Source organism: Streptomyces sp. NPDC127197, assembly GCF_042672405.1.
In the GTDB taxonomy this organism is placed as follows: Bacteria; Actinomycetota; Actinomycetes; order Streptomycetales; family Streptomycetaceae; genus Streptomyces; species Streptomyces flavusporus.
In genome coordinates, this window is record NZ_JBHXVG010000007.1 from 1 (window position 1) to 17058 (window position 17058).

Here is a 17058-nt window from a genome sequence, read left to right on the forward strand (position 1 = left end):
CCCTCGGCGATGAGCGAGACCGCCGACATGATCTGGCCCGGGGTGCAGTAGCCGCACTGGAACGCGTCATGCCGGGCGAACGCCTCCTGCATGGGATGCAGCTCCCCCTTCGGGCACAGGGATTCCACCGTGGTGATCTCACGGTCCTCGTACTGCGCGGCCAGCGCCAGACACGACACCACACGCTTGCCGTCCACCAGCACCGTGCAGGCCCCGCACGCGCCCTGGTCACACCCCTTCTTGGCGCCGGTCAGGCCCAGGTGGTCGCGCAGCGCGTCCAGCAGCGTGACACGTGAGTCGATCTCCAGCCGATGAGCTGTGCCGTTGACAGTGAGAGTGACATCAACCCGGGAGACACCAGGCGGTGACTGGCCGGCCGACCGTGCCTCGGTTTCCACATGCTTCATGGCGCCTCAATTCTGGGTGAGTGCGCGTCACACTTCGCCGGCGACTCGGTGGCCGACAAGCAGCAGCCTGGACAACCCGGGAGGGTCCGGCAAGTCGATCAGCTCGGTCAGGTCGAGTCTGCGCACCTCGGTGTTTCCGTCGACGGCGTGTGCCACCGTCTGCGCTCTGACACGACCTGACCGACGGGACGCCGACGGGGCGCGGCACCGCGAACATGGCCGAATCCGGATCCTGACGGCGAATCCGGGCTCCTACAGCCGGCGTCCCACCCCGCAGTACGCGTCGACGGGCTGGGCCGGGGCCGAGGAGTCCGGGCGCCACTCGGGAACCTGGACGACACCGGGCTTCACCAGTTCGAGCCCGTCGAAGTAGCCGGCGATCTCCTCGACGCTGCGCACGTAGTACGGCACTGCGCCGCTCGCGTTGTACGCCTCCGACGCGGCGATCATGCCTTCGCTGGTGGACGTGCTGTCGCTGATGACCAGATGACTTCCCGACGGCAGTCCCGCCATGAGTCGGCGCACCAGGTCGCGCGCCTGGTCGTAGTCGGCGACATGGCCCAGCGTGTTGAGGATCATCAGGGCGATCGGCCGGGAGAAGTCGAGTGTGCCCTCGGCGGCCTTGAGGACGGCCTCGGGGTCGTACAGGTCGGCGTCCAGATAGGCCGTCCTGCCTTCGGGTGTGCTCGTGAGCAGGGCGTGGGCGTGTGTCAGCACGATGGGGTCGTTGTCGACGTACACGATGCGGGAGTCCGGGGCCACGCGCTGCGCCACCTCGTGCGTGTTGTCGGCGGTCGGAAGCCCGGTGCCTATGTCCAGGAACTGCCGGACGCCCTGCTCTCCGGCCAGGTAGCGGACGGCCCGCCCCAGGAAGTGCCGGCTCGTGACCGCCACGTCGACGAGGCCGGGGAAGATCTCCTTGATGTGGTCCCCGATCTCCCGGTCGACCTCGTAGTTGTCCTTGCCGCCGACGAAGTAGTTCCAGAAGCGGGCCGAATGCGGCTTGGACGTGTCGATCCGGGTACGCGTCTGCGCGGCAGCGATGATCTCGGGGTTGGAGTCCGACACGGCAGAGCCTCCTGCAGTTTGATGGTGGTGATCAGATCACCAACGTAGGCGAACTTGCCGCTCATGCTGCGGCGTTGGGGGACTTGCCTCCCGCGAGCCACGGCGTTTTCCGGCCATTGCCGTTGCCCTCCCCCCGAACCCTCCGGTTAGACTGTGAGTCCAGCGTTGGATTTTCAGTCCAAGGGAGTGCGGTGTGGTCGAACACGACCCGGACGCCGAGCGGGACGCGATCATCGGCGCCCTCGTCCCGGTGGTTCATGGCATCGCGGCGACCTTCGGGCCCGTGTGCGAGGTCGTGCTGCACGACTACCGGCAGCCGGAGAAGTCGGTGGTCGCGGTCGCCGGTTCGGTCACCGGGCGGGCGGTGGGCGGGGCGATGAGTGAAATCGGTATGCGGGTGCTCGCCCGCGGCGACGAGGCGCGCGACGAACTGAACTACGTCACGCGGACCGGGACCGGGCAGCTGCTCAAGTCGTCCACGATAGTGCTGCGCGACTCCGCGGGAGCGGTGTTCGGAGCCCTGTGCGTCAACGTGGACGCCGGCGCGGTCCGGCAGGCCCACGCGCTGCTCGGCGCCCTCGCCGGCATCGGCGGCGACCCGGGGCCGGCGCCGGTCACCACCTTCGGCAACGACATCGACTCGGTCGTCGACGCCATCCTCGACGCCCACCAGCTCCGCCAGCACCAGACGTGGGCCGGCCTCGACCGCACCGAGCGCCTCGCGTTCTTCCGCAGCCTGGACGAACACGGCGCGTTCGCGGTGCGCCGCGCGGTCGAGCAGGTCGCCGCCCGCCTCGGCATCTCCCGTGCCTCCGCCTACAGCTACCTCTCCCAGGCCAGAGCCGTCACCGACCCGACGTCCAAGGGGGACAACCAGTGACGACCACCACTCCGCCCGTCACGATCGACGACGTCCGGGACGCCGCCGCCCGGCTCAAGGGCGTCGCCCACCGCACGCCGGTGCTGCGCTCCCGGACCCTGGACGCGCTCGTCGGCGCCGAGGTCTTCCTCAAGTGCGAGAACTTCCAGCGCGTGGGCGCCTTCAAGTTCCGCGGCGCCTACAACACCGCCTCCCGGCTCACGCCCGAACAGCTGGCCCGCGGCATCGCCGCCTACTCGTCCGGCAACCACGCCCAGGCCGTCGCCCTCGCCGCCCGTGAACTGGGCACCACCGCGGTGATCGTCATGCCCGAGGACGCCCCGCCCGCCAAGCGGGACGCCACCCTCGGCTACGGCGCGGAGATCGTCACGTACGACCGCTACACCGGCGACCGGGTCGCCATCGCCGAAGGGCTGGCCGCCGAGCGGGGCCTCACCGTCATCCCGCCGTACGAACATCCCCACGTGATCGCCGGGCAGGGCACGGCGGCACTCGAACTCCTCGAAGAAGTAGGGGAGTTGGACGCGCTGATCACGCCGGTCGGCGGCGGCGGGCTGATCGCCGGGAGCGCCACCGTGGCCAAGGGAATGCACCCCGGCATCCGTGTGATCGGCATCGAGCCGGAGGCCGGCGACGACACCAAGCGGTCCCTCGCGGCAGGCCACCGGATCGCCATTCCGGTGCCGCGCACCATCGCCGACGGGCAGGCGCTGCACACGCCCGGTGAGCTGACCTTCTCCGTGAACCGGCGGCTCGTCGACGGGATCGAGCTGGTCGGTGACGACGAGATCCGGGACGCGATGCGCTTCGCCTTCGAGCGGCTGAAGATCGTCGTCGAGCCGAGCGGCGCCACCCCGTTGGCCGCCCTGCTCTCCGGCCGGGTGGACAGACTTCCGCGCCGGATCGGCGTGATCGTCTCCGGTGGCAACGTCGACGCCGACCGCTTCGCACGGCTCTGCGCGGGAGGCGAGTGAGGGAGGTGGCGGGCAGGGGGCGTACGGGCGGACGATGAAGGGGAGGGGCTCGGCCCCGCCGGTTCCGCTCACGACCCACGGGAGCGGGAGACGGAGACCGGCCCCGGCCGCAACAGGCGCGGCCGGAAAGGAGGACCCTCATGTTCGAGGTGAAGACGCTCGACAAGCCGGACGAGCGGCGCGACTTCCCGCGCGGTCACCTGGAGGCCGTCCACCTCACGGGACTCGACTTCGCGGTGGCCACCTTCGAGCCGGGCTGGCGCTGGTCGGAGTCCATCGCCCCCATCGCGGGGACCGACTCCTGCCAGATCCACCACAACGGCTACATCGTCCAGGGCCGTCTGCGGATCCGTATGGACGACGGCGCCGAGGGCGAGGTCGGCCCCGGCGACGTCTTCGTCTGCGGGCCCGGACACGACGCCTGGGTCGTGGGCGACGAGCAGGTCGTGGCGTACGACTTCGCGGGAGCCATGGCGACGGAGTACGCGAAGTCCTCGGAGAGCTAGTAAACCCAACAGGGGTGAACCGCGCAGGCCCGTCTCGCGTGGCCTGCGCGCTCGCCTGATGGAAACCGATCGGTTTATTGTCGGCCCTCGCACGGTCACGCACCCCGACGCCGTACTGCTCGCTCTGGAGGTGAGCGACCCGGCCTCGGTGGCGGCCGCCGTGGCGCAGGCGCAGGACGTCACGATCCTGATCAACAACGCGGGTGCCTCGGTGAACGCGGACTTCCTCGACTCGCCCGTGGACGACGTCCGCCGCGAGTTCGAGACCGCGCGGCATCGACGTCACCGGTCTGCACGTCGGATACGTCGACACGGACCTGACCGCCGGGATCGACGCGCCGAAGTCCACCCCCGAGAGCGTGGCCGCCCAGGCCCTCGACGGCATCGAGTCCGGCGCGTTCGAGGTACTGGCCGACGACATCTCACGTCAGGTCAAGGCGGGGCTGTCGGCCGACCTCGCGGCGCTGTATCCCCAGCTGGCCGCCTGATCAGACCGGCAGCAGGCGGGCGATCAGCGTGCTGAGCTGCTGCGCAGTGCGGCACTCGTGCATCTCGACCAGGTCGGCGTAGGCCGGGGCGGCGGAGTCGCCGGTGCCCCACTGGGGGCGCGGCTCGGGGTTCAACCAGTACACGCGGCGGGCCCGTTCGGCGATCTGCCGTACAGCTGCCAGGTTGGGGTCGCTCATGTTCGTACGGGCGTCCCCGAGCACGAACACGGTCGTCCGCGGGCCCACCGCGTCGCCGTACCGTTCCGCGAACTCGCCCAGCGCGACGCCGTAGTCGCTGCTGCCGTGCCAGCCCGTGAGCCGCGCCTCGGACCGGATACGGGCGCCCAGTCCCTCGGAGTCGGCGGCGCCGTGCACCAACAGCCCCGTCACCTCGTCGATGCGGTTGACGAACGCGAACACCCGCAGCTTGCTGAACTGGTCGTGCAGCGCCTGCACCAGCAGCATCGTGAAGTCCGAGAAGCCGGACACCGAGCCCGACACATCGCACAGCAGCACCAGTTCGGGCCGGACCGGGCGGCGTCGGCGCAGCACCGGCCGCATCGGCACCCCGCCCGTCGACAACGATCCGCGCAGGGTCCGCCGCAGGTCGATGCTGCCCCGCGCGGCACGGCGCCGACGGGCGGCCAGGCGGGTGGCGAGCTTGCGGGCCAGCGGCGAAACGGTCCGACGCAGCTCGGCCAGCCGGTCCCTCCCGGCGTACAGGAAGTCGACCCGGTCGGCGGTGGGCGCAACCGCCCGCCGGGCGATCTCCTCCCGGCCACGCCGCTCGGCGACCCGGCGCCGCGCCTCCGCGGCCACCTGCCCGCGGAAGACCTCGATGCGCCGCCGGATCTCGTCCTCCAGCAGCCGGTCGGTGAAGCCCGCATCACCCGGCCGCGCCCGCACACTGTCGCGGACCCGTGCGAGCAGCGTCTGCGGGCGGATCCGGTCCAGCGTCTGGTACGACGACCAGCCGTCGGACGCCGGTGAACTCCCGTATCCGCCGAAGCCGTCGACGGCCTCGGCCGCAAGCCGGCCCAGCAGCGCGGTGTCGCCCGCGGCGAGGGCTGCCGCAATCCGGTCGCGCAGTTCGTCCCGGTCCGCCGTACCGGCCTGGGGTGCGCCGACGCCGCGCGGGAAGTACAGGTCGAAGACCGGGTCGAACACCTGCCGTTGGCCCGTGGTGTGCAGCAGCGTCGCCGCCAGCCCCTCGCGCAGCAGCTCACGGTCCGCGAGCCCCAGGGCCTCCACCGCCCGGGCCGCGTCCACGGTCTCGCCGGTGCCGACCCGGACGCCGTGCGCGCGGAGCGCGGCGACGAACCCCGTCAGCCGGGACGCGACATCCGACGGCTCGGTTGTCATACGGCGTCCAGGTCCAGCTTGGCCCCCGCCTTGAGGACGTCGTCCTGATGCTTGAGGAGGACGCCCAGGGTGTCCCGTACGACGCTCTCGTCGAGCCTGTCGGCGCCGAGCGCGAGCAGGGTGCGCGCCCAGTCGACGGTCTCGGCGACCGACGGCACCTTCCGCAGGTCCATCGCGCGCAGGGCGCCGACCACCCGGACCACGGACTCGGTCAGCGCCGCGTCGATCCCGGGGACCTTCAGCCGGACGATCCGCCGTTCCAGCTCCTCCTCGGGGAAGCCGATATGGAGGAACAGGCAGCGGCGGCGCAGCGCTTCGGACAGCTCACGGGTCGCGTTGGAGGTGAGGACGACGAAGGGGCGGCGCGTCGCGGTGATCGTGCCCAGCTCCGGGACGGTGACCTGGAAGTCGCTGAGCACCTCCAGGAGCAGACCCTCCACCTCGACGTCCGCCTTGTCGGTCTCGTCGATCAGCAGCACCTTGGGGTCGTCGCCCCGGATGGCGGTCAACAGCGGGCGGGCGAGCAGGAACTCCTCGCTGAAGATGTCCGTGCGGGTCTCGTCCCAGGTCTCGTCGCGGCCGGCGGTGATGCGCAGGAGCTGCTTGGCGTGGTTCCACTCGTACAGCGCCCGTGACTCGTCGACACCCTCGTAGCACTGGAGCCGCACGAGTTGGGCCCCGGCCACCTGTGCGACGGCCTTGGCGAGTTCCGTCTTGCCGACGCCCGCCGGACCCTCCACGAGCAGCGGCTTGCCGAGTCGGTCGGCGAGGAACACGGTCGTGGCGACCGCGGGTGAGGCCAGATAGCCGGTCTCGGCGAGGCGTGCGGAGACATCGTCGACGGACGTGAACAACCGGGCCTCCGGCGGTGCGGTGAATCGGAACCAGCACCTATCTAAGCGCTTGTTCACCCATGCTGTCACGAGGGCTCCCTCGATACACCGATCGGTTTCCTCCGGTGCTGCGACGCGGTAGCCTCGCCGTGTGGCCACGACAGGCAAGGCGTCCCCCCGGAGCGGATGCTCGACGCGGCGGCGGAGCTCTTCTACCGCGACGGCGTCTCCATCGGCGTGGAGGCACTGTGCCGGACTGCCGGTGTCTCCAAGCGGACCCGGGGCACCCGGCGCACACGGTCGCGCGCGACGCCAAGGAGTGGCTGAAGGCGGTCTTCCGTGGCCCAGGCCCAGCTGGGCGGAGCGCGCGATCCGGAGCTGCTGGCCCGCCAGTTGATGCTGGTCTTCGACGGGGCGAGCGCCCGCGCCGGCGCCCGGGTGGAGACGCTGGACGACGGGCTGGCCACGGTCACGGTGACCGCGCTCCTCGAGCGGCGGGCTTGGAGTAGAAAAGGGGCGGCCGCCGCAGCAACCGCCCCTCGTGGTCGCCCCGCTCACGCGGCCACGCCACTGCCCCGACCGCCGGTGCCCGCGGCCCGCGTCGTGCCGTCGCCAGGCTCGTGCCCAGCGTCACCGTCGCCGCGACCCCGACGACCGCCGCCCAGCATCTGCTCGGGGAGCGTACTCGGCGACACCCCCGTACGGGTCACCACAACGAGGCGACCCGACGGCCCGCCCGATGCAATGGACGGGTGACCGCGACCCCGGACGACTGTCTCGCGCGCAACGAGTGGATCTGTGGCGACTATCTGAGCAGCCGCCGCGAGATCCTCCTCGACGCAGTGGTCCAGCATGTGCAGCTGACGTCGGTCTCGGTTCTCATCGGCCTGGCCATCGCCCTGCCGCTGGCGGTGCTGGGGCGACGGTGGGGCTGGGCGGCCGGGCCCGTCCTCGCCGTGACCACGATCCTGTACACGATCCCGTCCCTTGCCATGTTCTCGCTGCTGCTGCCGCTGTACGGGCTGTCCTCGACGCTCGTGGTGGCCGGGCTCGTGCTGTACTCGCTGACCCTGCTCGTGCGCAACATCCTCGCCGGTCTGCGGGCGGTCCCCGAGGACACCCGGCAGGCGGCCCGCGGGATGGGCTACGGCCCCGTCCGGCAGCTGCTCACCGTCGAACTGCCGCTCGCCCTGCCCGCCGCGATGGCCGGACTGCGCATCGCCACCGTTTCCGCGGTGTCGCTCGTGACGGTGGGCGCGATCGTGGGCTTCGGTGGACTCGGAAATCTGATCTACTCCGGAATGAACACGTACTTCAAGGCGCAGGTGCTGACGGCGTCGGTGCTGTGTGTGGTGATCGCCGTCGTCGCGGACCTGCTTCTGCTGGGCGTCCAGCGACTGATCACGCCGTGGACGAGGGCCCGTCCATGAGTACGCTCGCCGACACCTGGGCCTGGCTCACCGACCCCGCGCACTGGTCGGGCGCCGAGGGTGTCTGGCACCGGCTGCTGCAGCACCTCGTCCTCACCGTCGTCTGCCTGGTCGTCAGCTGCCTTGTCGCCCTGCCCGTCGCCCTCGTCCTCGGCCACCTGGGCAAGGGCGGCGCGCTCGCCGTCAACATCTCCAACGTCGGCCGCGCGGTCCCCACCTTCGCGGTTCTGGTGCTCCTGCTGCTGACCCCGATCGGCAAGTGGGGCGAGGGGCCGACAGTCGTCGCCCTGGTGCTGTTCGCCGTACCGCCGCTGCTCACCAACGCGTACGTCGGGATGCGGGAGGTCGACCGCAGCACCGTGCAGGCGGCACGGGGCATGGGGATGACCGGCCGACAGGTGATGTTTCACGTGGAACTGCCCCTTTCGCTCCCGATGATCCTGAACGGCGTGCGGATCGCCGCCGTCCAGCTCGTCGCCACGGCCACGATCGCCGCGCTGGCGGGCGGGGGAGGGCTGGGCCGGATCATCACCGCAGGATTCAACCTGGCCAGTACGCCGCAGGTGGTGGCCGGTGCCGTGCTCGTCGCCGGGTTCGCGCTGATCGTCGAGGGCGTCTTCGAGATCGCCGAGCGGCTGGCACCGGCGTGGGCGAGGGGTTCGGGATGAGATGCCGTACCACCCTGGTGGCCGTTCTGCTTCTGCTCCCGACCGCCTGCGCCACCGGCCCGTCCCTGGAGAACCAGGGCGAGGTGACCGCACCGCCCGGCGACAGCCGGCATCTGACCGTCGGCTCCGCCGGATTCACCGAGAGCGACCTGCTCGCCCAGATGTACGCCCTGCTGCTGAACCAGGCCGGTTACCAGACCTCGCTCCTCACCGTCGCCAACCGCGAACTGTACGAACCGGCCCTCGAATCCGGCCAGATCGACGTGGTCCCGGAGTACGCGGCCACCTTCGCCGACTGGCTCAACGCCAAGGCCAACGGGGCCGACGCCCCGCCGGTCGGCTCACCCGACCTCGACGCCACCATGACAGCACTGCGCCGCCTCGCCACGCCCCGCGGTCTGAGCGTCCTCGACCCCGGCCGGGCCGTCGACCAGAACGCCTTCGCGGTGAGCGCCTCCTACGCCCGACGCCACGACCTCAGGACGCTCAGCGACCTCGGCGCCTCCGGCCTCCGGGTACGCCTCGCCGCCGGCGACGAATGCGTCCAACGCCCCTACTGCGCACCGGGGTTGAAGAAGACCTACGGCATCGACATCATCGCCGTCGACCCCAAGGGCGTCGGCACCACCCAGGCCAAACGGGCGGTGCAGAGCGGCCAGGACCAGATGGTGCTGACCACCACGACCGACGCCACCCTCGACGAGTTCGGCCTGGTCCTCCTCGCCGACGACAAGCACCTCCAGAACGCCGACTACGTCGTCCCCGTCGTCAACCGCTCCCACGCGGGCGGCCCCGGCCCCACCAAGGCCCTCGACAGGCTCAACGACGTCCTCACCACCGCCGATCTGGCGTCCATGAACCAACAGGTCGACAGCTGGCGCCGACTGGCGACGGACGTGGCCCGGACATATCTGGAGGACAAGGGGCTGCTCAAGTAGGCGGGCCGGCACCGGTCGGTCAGGCGTCGGCCACCGAGTCGAACGTCACCTGACCTCGCGACACGCCCAACGCGTCCGCGTCCACCAAGCGTCGCAGTGCCTCGTGCAGCTTGGCCGGGGTCAGCACACCGAGGAAGCGGGCGCCGTCCAGGACCGCGACCCAGCCGGCGTCGTGCTGGAGCATCACGCCGAAGGCCTGCTTGAGCGGTGCGCCCACGGGAACCCAGGCGTTCATCCGGTGCGCGAGGTCGCCGACCGTACCACCCGCCCCGAGCTCGTCGATCCCGGCCCAGCCGTGCAGATCGCCGTGCGCGTCCAGGACCACCGCCCAGCGCGCGCCCTCCGAGCGCAGCCGGTCGGCGGCCTGCCCGGCCGGCTCGTACAGCCGGGCGATCGGCGGCTGTTCCAGGTCGCCGGGCTCGATCGCGGTCACCGACAGCCGCTTCAGCCCCCGGTCGGCGCCGACGAACTCCGCGACGTACGGCGACGCCGGCGTGCCCAGCACCGCTCCGGGCGTGTCGAACTGCTCGATGCGCCCCTGCCCGTACACGGCGATCCGGTCGCCGAGCCGCACCGCCTCCTCGATGTCGTGCGTCACCAGCAGCACCGTCTTGCGCACCGCCGCCTGCATCCGCAGAAACTCGTCCTGCAGCTGCTCCCGCACGACCGGATCGACCGCGCCGAACGGCTCGTCCATCAGCAGCACCGGCGGATCGGCGGCCAACGCCCGTGCCACGCCGACCCGCTGGCGCTGACCGCCCGACAACTGGTGCGGATAGCGCGGGCCGTACGTATGGGGATCCAGCCCCACCAGATCGAGGAGCTCGGCGGCGCGGGCCCGCGCCCTGGCCCGCTTCCAGCCGAGCAGTGCGGGCACGGTCGCCGTGTTGTCGAGGATCGTGCGGTGCGGGAACAGGCCCACCTGCTGGATGACGTAGCCGATCCGCCGCCGCAGCAGTACCGGGTCGACGGTGGCGATGTCCTCGCCACCGACGAGGATCCGGCCCGAGGTCGGTTCGATGAGCCGGTTGACCATCATCATGGTCGTCGTCTTGCCGCACCCGGACGGGCCGACGAGCGTCACGAGCTCGCCCTCGGACACCTCGAAGGACAGTCCGTCCACGGCCGTCGTCCCGTCCGGATACCGCTTGGTGACCTGCTCGAACCGGATCATGACCTCACGCTAACGGCGCTGCCCGGCGCCCGCTCACCGACGGCGTCCCACTGGTTGGTGAACGGTCCATTCCGATTTTGAACTGTTTCAATCCGCTCCTGGCCAGGGCGGGGCGCTGGGGCGTTCTGTTTGATTCTGGTGGCAACTCCCGCTGCTGGTGGCATGGACAGTGGCCACGGTCGCCACTACCTTCAACCGCCGATCGACTGAATCGATACAACTCCGACCGGCCGAAGGGACACGGCATGAACGACGGAGTAGGCGGCACCCCCCGCGACGGAGTGCGGCGCAGAACGGTCCTCACCACGGCACTGGGCGCCGTCCCCGCGGCGATCGCCGGTGGCGTCGCAGGCGGGGGCGCGGTATCGGCCGTTCCCGCCGACGCCCCCGCCTCCGACCGCACCTCGGTCACGGGGCTGACGGTCGAGCACCGGACGAACCCGCTCGGCATCGACGCCGACGTCCCGAGGTTCGGCTGGCGCATGGCCTCCGCAGCCCGCGGCCGGCGCCAGTCGGCGTACCGCATCCTTGTCGCGACCTCGGCCGAACGCCTGCGGCGCGGCCGCGCGGACGTCTGGGACAGCGGCCGCGTCACCTCGGCCGACTCGGTCGCCGTGCGCTACGCGGGCCCCGCCCTGCACGCCTCCACCCGCTACCACTGGACGGTGAAGGTCTGGGACGAGACCGGCCGCGCCGTCCCCGCCGCCCCGACCGCCCACTTCGAGACCGGCCTGCTCAGCACCGACGGCATCGCAGGCTGGAACGGCGCCCGGTGGATCACCATGGCGGGCAAGCAGCCCAACAGCCCCGGCGCCCCGCTGCTGCGCCGGCAGACCCGGCTGACAGGGCGTCACGTACGCGACGCCCGGCTCTACCTCTCCGCCCTCGGTGTGTACGACGCCTACGTCAACGGCCACCGGGTCGCCGTGCCGCAGGGCGACGGCACCACCCACGAGCTGCTGACGCCGGGCTGGACCAACTACGACAGCACCGTCAACTACTTCACCTACGACGTCACGGACCTGGTCGCGGGGGAGCGGCACCAGGGGCACGTCACCCTCGCGGCCGTCCTCGGCAACGGCTGGTACAACGGCCGTGTCTCCGACAACAGCACCTACTACTCCGCCGACGGCAACCGCCTGGCCCTCAAGGCCAAGCTCCTCGTCCGGTACGCCGACGGATCCGAGCAGACGATCGTCACCGCACCCGGCGACGACTGGAAGGCCACGGACACCGGCCCCTACCGCGCCGACGACATCTACGACGGCCAGACCTACGACGCCCGCAGGGAACTCCCGGGCTGGACGGCGAACGGCTTCGACGCCGCTGACTGGGCGGGCGTGACCGAGCACGACTTCACCTCCAGGTTCCCCGACGCGAAGCTGGTCGCCTACCCCGGCGAGAGCGCCCGCCTGATGCCCGAGTGGGACCGCAGGCCGCGCTCCATCACCGTGTACACCGGCGTGTCCGGCCAGGACGGCAGCCCCAACGGCAAGGGCCGCATCGTCGTCGACCCCGCCCGCACGGTCACCGACCCGGCCACCGCGGCCACCGCTGCCGTGACCCTGCACCCCGGCGACACCGCCGTGATCGACCTCGGCCAGAACATGGTCGGCGTACCCCGCTACACCCTGCGCGGCCCGGCGGGCGCCCAAGTCGCCTGCAAACCCGGCGAGATGCTCAACGACGACAGCGCCGGAGCGGACGGCCCCGTCGGCTCGGTCTACCGGGCCAACCTCCGCACCGCCAAGGCCACCAGCACGTACATCCTCAAGGGCGACCCCGATGGCGAGACCCACCAGGACTCGCTGACCTTCTACGGCTTCCGCTACGTCTCCGTCACCGCGACCGACACCGTCACCCTCACCGAGTTCACCGGCAGGGTCGCCACCTCCGCCCTCCGCGACATCGGGACGATCACCACCGACGACGCCGACGTCAACCAGCTGATCAGCAACGTCCGTTGGGGCCAGCGCGGCAACTACCTGTGGGTCCCCACCGACTGCCCGCAGCGTGACGAACGCTGCGGCTGGACCGGCGACACCCAGCTCTTCTCCAACACCGGCCTCTACAACGCCGACGCGGTGAACTTCCTCAGCCACTTCCAGGACACCCTGATCGACTCGCAGCGGACCTACGGCGCGGACGGCGCCCAGTTCACCTGGATCGCACCCGGCGCCCGCTACAACGAGCCGATTCCGGCGAGCGGTTGGGCCGACTGCGGGGTGGTCGTCCCGTGGACGATCTGGCAGATGTCCGGCGACACCACCGTCATCGACCGCAGCTGGGCCGCGATGCAGAAGTACATGGACTGGATCCGGCAGCGCACCGGCGACAGCTACGCAGGACAGGGCGCGATCTTCGGCGACTGGCTGGCCTTTCAGGACACCAGCACCCAGTTCATGAGCGACGTGTACTACGGCTACAGCGCCCGGCTCATGGCGGACATGGCGCGTGCCACCGGCCGCGACGCCGAGTTCCGTGCGTACGAGGAGCTCTTCTCCCGGATCAAGCGGGCGTTCGTCGCCAAGTACCTCGCCACCGACGCGACCACGGGCGAGGTCACCGTCCGTTCCAGCCTGGGCGAGGCACCGCCGTGGATCGGAGGCAAGCCCGAGGACAACAGCCAGACAGCCCTGCTCTGGGTCCTCAAGCTCCGCCTCTACGACACGGAGGCCCAGCGCCGCCGACTCGTCGCCCTCCTCGCCGAGAACATCGGCAACGACGAGGCCTACAAGGAGGCCCACCCCGACAGCACGCGCGTGAAGTACGCGGAGAACACCCTCTCCGTCGGCTTTCTCGGCGTGAACGTCCTCGCCCCCGTGCTCACCGACGAGGGCCGCGTCGACCTGGCGTACAAGCTGCTGCACCAGGACGCCATGCCGTCCTGGCTGTACTCGGTGAGAAACGGCGCGACCACGATCTGGGAGCGCTGGAACTCCTACTCGAAGGAGGACGGCTTCGGCCCGGTCGACATGAACTCGTTCAACCACTACTCCTACGGCGCGATCATGGAGTGGATGTACGAGAGCATGGCCGGCATCGCCAAGGACCCGGCCCACCCCGGCTTCCGGCACTTCTTCCTCAGGCCTCACCTCGACGCGACCGGCAAGGTCACGCGGGTGGCCGGGTCGCATCTCTCGCCGTACGGCGAGATCGTCAGCGAGTGGCAGGCGGACGGCCGCAGGCTGACCTACCGGGCCGCGGTGCCCGCGAACACGACCGCGACCCTCCGCATCCCCACCACCGACCCGTCGACGGTCCGCCAGGGCCGGACACCCCTCTCCCGGGTGGAGGGCGTGAAGTACCTGGGCTTCGCGGACGGCACCGCCTCCTACCGACTCCCGTCCGGCCGCTACGACGTGACGTCCGCGCTCGCCTGACCGCCCACCAGCACCACCTCCAGGGTGCGCGGACCGTGCACCCCCTCGACCCGGTCCAGCTCGATGTCGCTGGTCGCCGACGGACCGGAGATCCACGTCAACGGGCGGGCCGGGTCGAGGCGTTCGAGGGCCTGCGGGACGGAGGAGACGACCTGGTCCGGGACCCGCACCACACAGATGTGGTGGTCGGGGACGAGGGTGATGCGGCGGCGGCCCTGGTCGGGGGAGCCGTCGAGGACGATGGTGCCGGTCTCGGCGACAGCCACCGCACACGCCGTGACCACGCTGTCGACCTGGTCCAGTTCGTGCGGGGTGCTCTCCGCCCGGTCCGGGATCCGCTCGGCGTCGCTCGCCGCGAGCCACTCCACCTCCAGGCCCGGCGGCACGAGCACCGTCTTCGAGCCTCGCGCGGCGAGCATCCCGGCGATCGTCGCCGCGAGATCGGCGGGAGTGCAGCGGTGCACGATCGCCCGGTAGTCGGCCAGGTTCTCGGCCAGCAGATCCACGGTCTCCTCGACACTCCGGTCGCCGTGCGCGTGCAGATAGTCGCGGGCAATGGCCTGCTCGTACTGGGGGTCCCTCCCAGGCCGTTCAGGCACTGGGGGAGTGTCGTCCTGTCGTGCGGCCGCCAGTGCCCGTTGTACCCGGCCCAGGATCCGTTCCCTGCTGCTCACTTCGCGCCGTCCTTCCCGCCGTTAGTCCGCTGCCACCAGTCCCGGAACGGCTCCTTGGGCACCGTCGGCAGATCCCGGGTCCCGCTCCACGCCTTGCCCGGGCCGGGGAGCGACCGCGGATGCAGGCGGCGGGTGCGCGAGGCGAGCCGCTGGCCGGTGCGCAGGACACCCGGATGGCTGAACGCCCAGCGCGCCGCCCGCATCGCGGCCCGCTCGGCGGCATGGCCCTTCGCGGGCTTCAGCACCACCTTGTTGCCCTGCCGCGTCACCTGACCACCCTCCACGACCCGCTCCCGCAGATGCACCAGCACCTCGGGGATGTCGATGGCCACGGGGCACACGTCGTAGCAGGCGCCGCACAGCGAGGACGCGTACGGCAGTGAGGCGTCGATCTCGGATGCCGTGCCCCGGAGCTGCGGGCTGAGGATCGCGCCGATGGGGCCCGGGTAGACCGAGCCGTACGCATGGCCGCCCGCCCGCTCGTACACCGGGCACACGTTGAGACACGCCGAGCAGCGGATGCACCGCAGGGCCTGGCGACCGACCTCGTCGGCGAGCGTGTCGGTGCGGCCGTTGTCGAGCAGGACCAAGTGGAAGTTCGCAGGCCCGTCCTCGTCCGTCGTACCCGTCCACATCGACGTGTACGGGTTCATGCGCTCGGCCGTCGACGAGCGGGGGAGTGTCTGCAGGAACACCTCCAGGTCCCGCCACGTGGGCACGATCTTCTCGATGCCGACGACCGAGATCAGCGTTTCGGGCAGGGTCAGGCACATCCGCCCGTTGCCCTCGGACTCCACGACCACCAGCGTGCCGGTCTCGGCGACCATGAAGTTGGCGCCGGAGATGCCGACCTTGGCCCGCAGGAACTTCTCGCGGAGGTGGAGGCGGGCCGCCTCGGCGAGTTCGGCGGGTGTGTCGGTCAGGCCTTCCGGAGCAGGGCGGCCCCACTCGCTCATCTCCTTGCGGAAGATGTCCCGGATCTCGCCCCGGTTGCGATGGATCGCCGGGACGAGGATGTGCGAAGGCCGGTCCTTGCCCAACTGCACGATCAACTCGGCGAGATCGGTCTCGTAGGCGTGGATGCCCTCTTCGAGAAGGGCCTCGTTGAGCCCGATCTCCTGAGTGGCCATCGACTTGACCTTGACGACCTCCGACTCACCGGTCGCCTTGACGAGGTCCGCCACGATCCGGTTGGCCTCGTCGGCGTCCGCGGCCCAGTGGACGGTGCCGCCCGCCGCCGTCACCGACTCCTCCAACTGCACGAGGTATCGGTCGAGATGACGGAGCGTGTGGTCCTTGATCCGCTTCCCGGCCTCCCGCAGCGCCGCCCAGTCGGACACCTCCGCGACGGCCTTCGCACGCTTGGCGCGGATGGTGTGCGTGGCGTGTCGCAGATTGCCGCGCAGGGTCGGGTCGTGCACGGCCTCGTGCGCGGCCTTCGGAAAGGCCGGCATCCCCACGAACGTTCCGCTCATACGGCCGGTTCCTCCTCCGTGCTCGCCAGGATCTCTGCGATGTGCACCGGCCGCATGCCGGTCCGCAGCCGGGCCATCGTGCCGCCGATGTGCATCAGACAGGAGTTGTCGGCCGCGCACAGCACCTCGGCCCCCGTCGACTCGGCGTTGCGCACCTTGTCGGCGCCCATCGCCGCCGAGACGTCGGAGTTCTTCAACGCGAACGTGCCGCCGAACCCGCAGCACTCCTCCGCTCCGGGCAGCTCCACCAGCTCCAGCCCCTGCACGGCCTGGAGCAGCCGTCGCGGCCGGTCGCCGAGTCCCAGCCCGCGCAGCCCGTGGCAGGTCGGGTGATAGGTCACCTTGTGCGGGTAGTACGCCCCCACGTCCGTCACGCCGAGCACGTCCACCAGGAACTCCGTCAGCTCGTACGTCTTCGGCACCACGGGCGCCAGCGTGGCGGAGAGGGTGTCCCCCCGCCCCTCGGCTCGCGCCCGCTCACCCATCCGCGGATACAGCTCCCGCACCATCGCCCCGCACGACCCGGACGGCGTGACGATCGCCTCGTACTCCCCGAAGACATCGGAGAAATGCCGGGCGAGCGGCTCGGCCTCGTGCCGGTATCCGGTGTTGTAGTGCGCCTGCCCGCAGCAGGTCTGCGCCATCGGGAAGTCGACCTCGACGCCCAGCCTGGTCAGCAGTTTCACCACGGCGCGCCCGGTGTCCGGATAGAGCGTGTCGTTGACACAGGTCAGGAACAGGGCGACACGCATCGCGGCTCCTTGTGATCGATCATCGGATGAGTGCAGGGTAGTGCGG

General features: G+C 70.8%; 15 protein-coding genes and 2 pseudogenes. 9 read left to right on the forward strand and 8 right to left on the reverse strand.

Annotated features, from left to right (window positions below):
* Positions 1–407 (reverse strand): (2Fe-2S)-binding protein (locus ACFVJQ_RS12990; RefSeq protein WP_385783362.1); only part of this gene is annotated, 407 nt, incomplete at its 3' end.
* Positions 408–659: 252 nt separating this feature from the next.
* Positions 660–1475: an SAM-dependent methyltransferase gene (locus ACFVJQ_RS12995; RefSeq protein WP_385515745.1), complete on the reverse strand. Its 816-nt coding sequence runs from the start codon at positions 1473–1475 to the stop codon at positions 660–662.
* 193 nt (positions 1476–1668) lie between these two features.
* Between ACFVJQ_RS12995 and ACFVJQ_RS13000 the strand changes: the two genes are divergently transcribed.
* The 4 genes and pseudogenes from ACFVJQ_RS13000 to ACFVJQ_RS13015 form a co-directional block, all read left to right on the forward strand.
* Positions 1669–2355 carry a transcriptional regulator gene (locus tag ACFVJQ_RS13000; protein ID WP_385783366.1) on the forward strand — a complete coding sequence of 229 codons (687 nt, stop codon included), beginning with the start codon at positions 1669–1671 and terminating at the stop codon, positions 2353–2355.
* The gene (locus ACFVJQ_RS13005) at positions 2352–3329 is read left to right on the forward strand and encodes a threo-3-hydroxy-L-aspartate ammonia-lyase (protein WP_385515743.1); all 978 of its coding nucleotides are present in this window, start codon (positions 2352–2354) and stop codon (positions 3327–3329) included. Before ACFVJQ_RS13000 ends, ACFVJQ_RS13005 begins: the two co-directional genes overlap by 4 nt.
* Positions 3330–3469: 140 nt before the next feature.
* Positions 3470–3835, forward strand: a complete 366-nt coding sequence (locus ACFVJQ_RS13010) for a cupin domain-containing protein (RefSeq protein ID WP_385515742.1) — start codon at positions 3470–3472, stop codon at positions 3833–3835.
* Between the two features lie 85 nt (positions 3836–3920).
* Positions 3921–4323, forward strand: a pseudogene (locus ACFVJQ_RS13015) (short-chain dehydrogenase); the annotation flags it as partial.
* On the opposite strand, the gene ACFVJQ_RS13020 reads toward ACFVJQ_RS13015, so the two are convergent.
* Positions 4324–5685, reverse strand: a complete 1362-nt coding sequence (locus ACFVJQ_RS13020) for a VWA domain-containing protein (RefSeq protein WP_385783370.1) — start codon at positions 5683–5685, stop codon at positions 4324–4326.
* Positions 5682–6539, reverse strand: a complete 858-nt coding sequence (locus ACFVJQ_RS13025) for an AAA family ATPase (protein ID WP_385783807.1) — start codon at positions 6537–6539, stop codon at positions 5682–5684. The genes ACFVJQ_RS13020 and ACFVJQ_RS13025 overlap by 4 nt, the downstream gene beginning before the upstream one ends.
* A gap of 130 nt (positions 6540–6669) precedes the next feature.
* On the opposite strand from ACFVJQ_RS13025, the pseudogene ACFVJQ_RS13030 reads away from it, so the two are divergent.
* The 4 genes and pseudogenes from ACFVJQ_RS13030 to ACFVJQ_RS13045 form a co-directional block, all read left to right on the forward strand.
* A pseudogene (locus ACFVJQ_RS13030) lies at positions 6670–7010 on the forward strand (TetR/AcrR family transcriptional regulator); the annotation flags it as partial.
* A 260-nt stretch (positions 7011–7270) separates the two neighbouring features.
* Positions 7271–7948 carry an ABC transporter permease gene (locus ACFVJQ_RS13035; RefSeq protein ID WP_224735913.1) on the forward strand — a complete coding sequence of 226 codons (678 nt, stop codon included), beginning with the start codon at positions 7271–7273 and terminating at the stop codon, positions 7946–7948.
* Positions 7945–8616 carry an ABC transporter permease gene (locus tag ACFVJQ_RS13040; protein ID WP_385515738.1) on the forward strand — a complete coding sequence of 224 codons (672 nt, stop codon included), beginning with the start codon at positions 7945–7947 and terminating at the stop codon, positions 8614–8616. Before ACFVJQ_RS13035 ends, ACFVJQ_RS13040 begins: the two co-directional genes overlap by 4 nt.
* Positions 8613–9554: an ABC transporter substrate-binding protein gene (locus ACFVJQ_RS13045; protein ID WP_385515737.1), complete on the forward strand. Its 942-nt coding sequence runs from the start codon at positions 8613–8615 to the stop codon at positions 9552–9554. The genes ACFVJQ_RS13040 and ACFVJQ_RS13045 overlap by 4 nt, the downstream gene beginning before the upstream one ends.
* 19 nt (positions 9555–9573) lie before the next feature.
* Here the strand turns inward: ACFVJQ_RS13045 and ACFVJQ_RS13050 are convergent, their stop codons facing one another.
* Positions 9574–10728, reverse strand: coding sequence for an ATP-binding cassette domain-containing protein (locus ACFVJQ_RS13050; RefSeq protein ID WP_385783374.1), 1155 nt, complete (start codon positions 10726–10728; stop codon positions 9574–9576).
* A gap of 245 nt (positions 10729–10973) precedes the next feature.
* Between ACFVJQ_RS13050 and ACFVJQ_RS13055 the strand changes: the two genes are divergently transcribed.
* A complete protein-coding gene (locus ACFVJQ_RS13055) occupies positions 10974–14111 on the forward strand; it encodes a family 78 glycoside hydrolase catalytic domain (RefSeq protein WP_385783377.1) in 3138 nt (1045 codons plus the stop codon).
* Here ACFVJQ_RS13055 and ACFVJQ_RS13060 read toward each other — a convergent pair.
* From ACFVJQ_RS13060 to ACFVJQ_RS13070, 3 genes are read right to left on the reverse strand one after another with little or no spacing between them, the layout of a single operon-like run.
* Positions 14084–14785 carry a lactate utilization protein C gene (locus ACFVJQ_RS13060; RefSeq protein ID WP_385515734.1) on the reverse strand — a complete coding sequence of 234 codons (702 nt, stop codon included), beginning with the start codon at positions 14783–14785 and terminating at the stop codon, positions 14084–14086. The two genes, ACFVJQ_RS13055 and ACFVJQ_RS13060, sit on opposite strands and share 28 nt — an antisense overlap.
* Complete coding sequence (locus tag ACFVJQ_RS13065) at positions 14782–16260, reverse strand: LutB/LldF family L-lactate oxidation iron-sulfur protein (RefSeq protein ID WP_385515733.1); 1479 nt, start codon at positions 16258–16260, stop codon at positions 14782–14784. The genes ACFVJQ_RS13060 and ACFVJQ_RS13065 overlap by 4 nt, the downstream gene beginning before the upstream one ends.
* Positions 16257–17012 (reverse strand): (Fe-S)-binding protein, encoded by a 756-nt coding sequence (locus ACFVJQ_RS13070; protein WP_385515732.1) that lies wholly within the window; start codon positions 17010–17012, stop codon positions 16257–16259. Before ACFVJQ_RS13070 ends, ACFVJQ_RS13065 begins: the two co-directional genes overlap by 4 nt.
* Between the last annotated feature and the right edge of the window lie 46 nt (positions 17013–17058).

Excerpts from the sequence above, each read along its gene's own strand:
- ACFVJQ_RS13070 (WP_385515732.1), bottom strand. The coding sequence starts at position 17,012 with ATGCGTGTCGCCCTGTTCCTGACCTGTGTCAACGACACGCTCTATCCG.
- ACFVJQ_RS13020 (WP_385783370.1), bottom strand. The coding sequence starts at position 5,685 with ATGACAACCGAGCCGTCGGATGTCGCGTCCCGGCTGACGGGGTTCGTC.
- ACFVJQ_RS13040 (WP_385515738.1), top strand. The coding sequence starts at position 7,945 with ATGAGTACGCTCGCCGACACCTGGGCCTGGCTCACCGACCCCGCGCAC.
- ACFVJQ_RS13050 (WP_385783374.1), bottom strand. The coding sequence starts at position 10,728 with ATGATCCGGTTCGAGCAGGTCACCAAGCGGTATCCGGACGGGACGACG.
- ACFVJQ_RS13065 (WP_385515733.1), bottom strand. The coding sequence starts at position 16,260 with ATGAGCGGAACGTTCGTGGGGATGCCGGCCTTTCCGAAGGCCGCGCAC.
- ACFVJQ_RS13055 (WP_385783377.1), top strand. The coding sequence starts at position 10,974 with ATGAACGACGGAGTAGGCGGCACCCCCCGCGACGGAGTGCGGCGCAGA.
- ACFVJQ_RS13045 (WP_385515737.1), top strand. The coding sequence starts at position 8,613 with ATGAGATGCCGTACCACCCTGGTGGCCGTTCTGCTTCTGCTCCCGACC.
- ACFVJQ_RS13010 (WP_385515742.1), top strand. The coding sequence starts at position 3,470 with ATGTTCGAGGTGAAGACGCTCGACAAGCCGGACGAGCGGCGCGACTTC.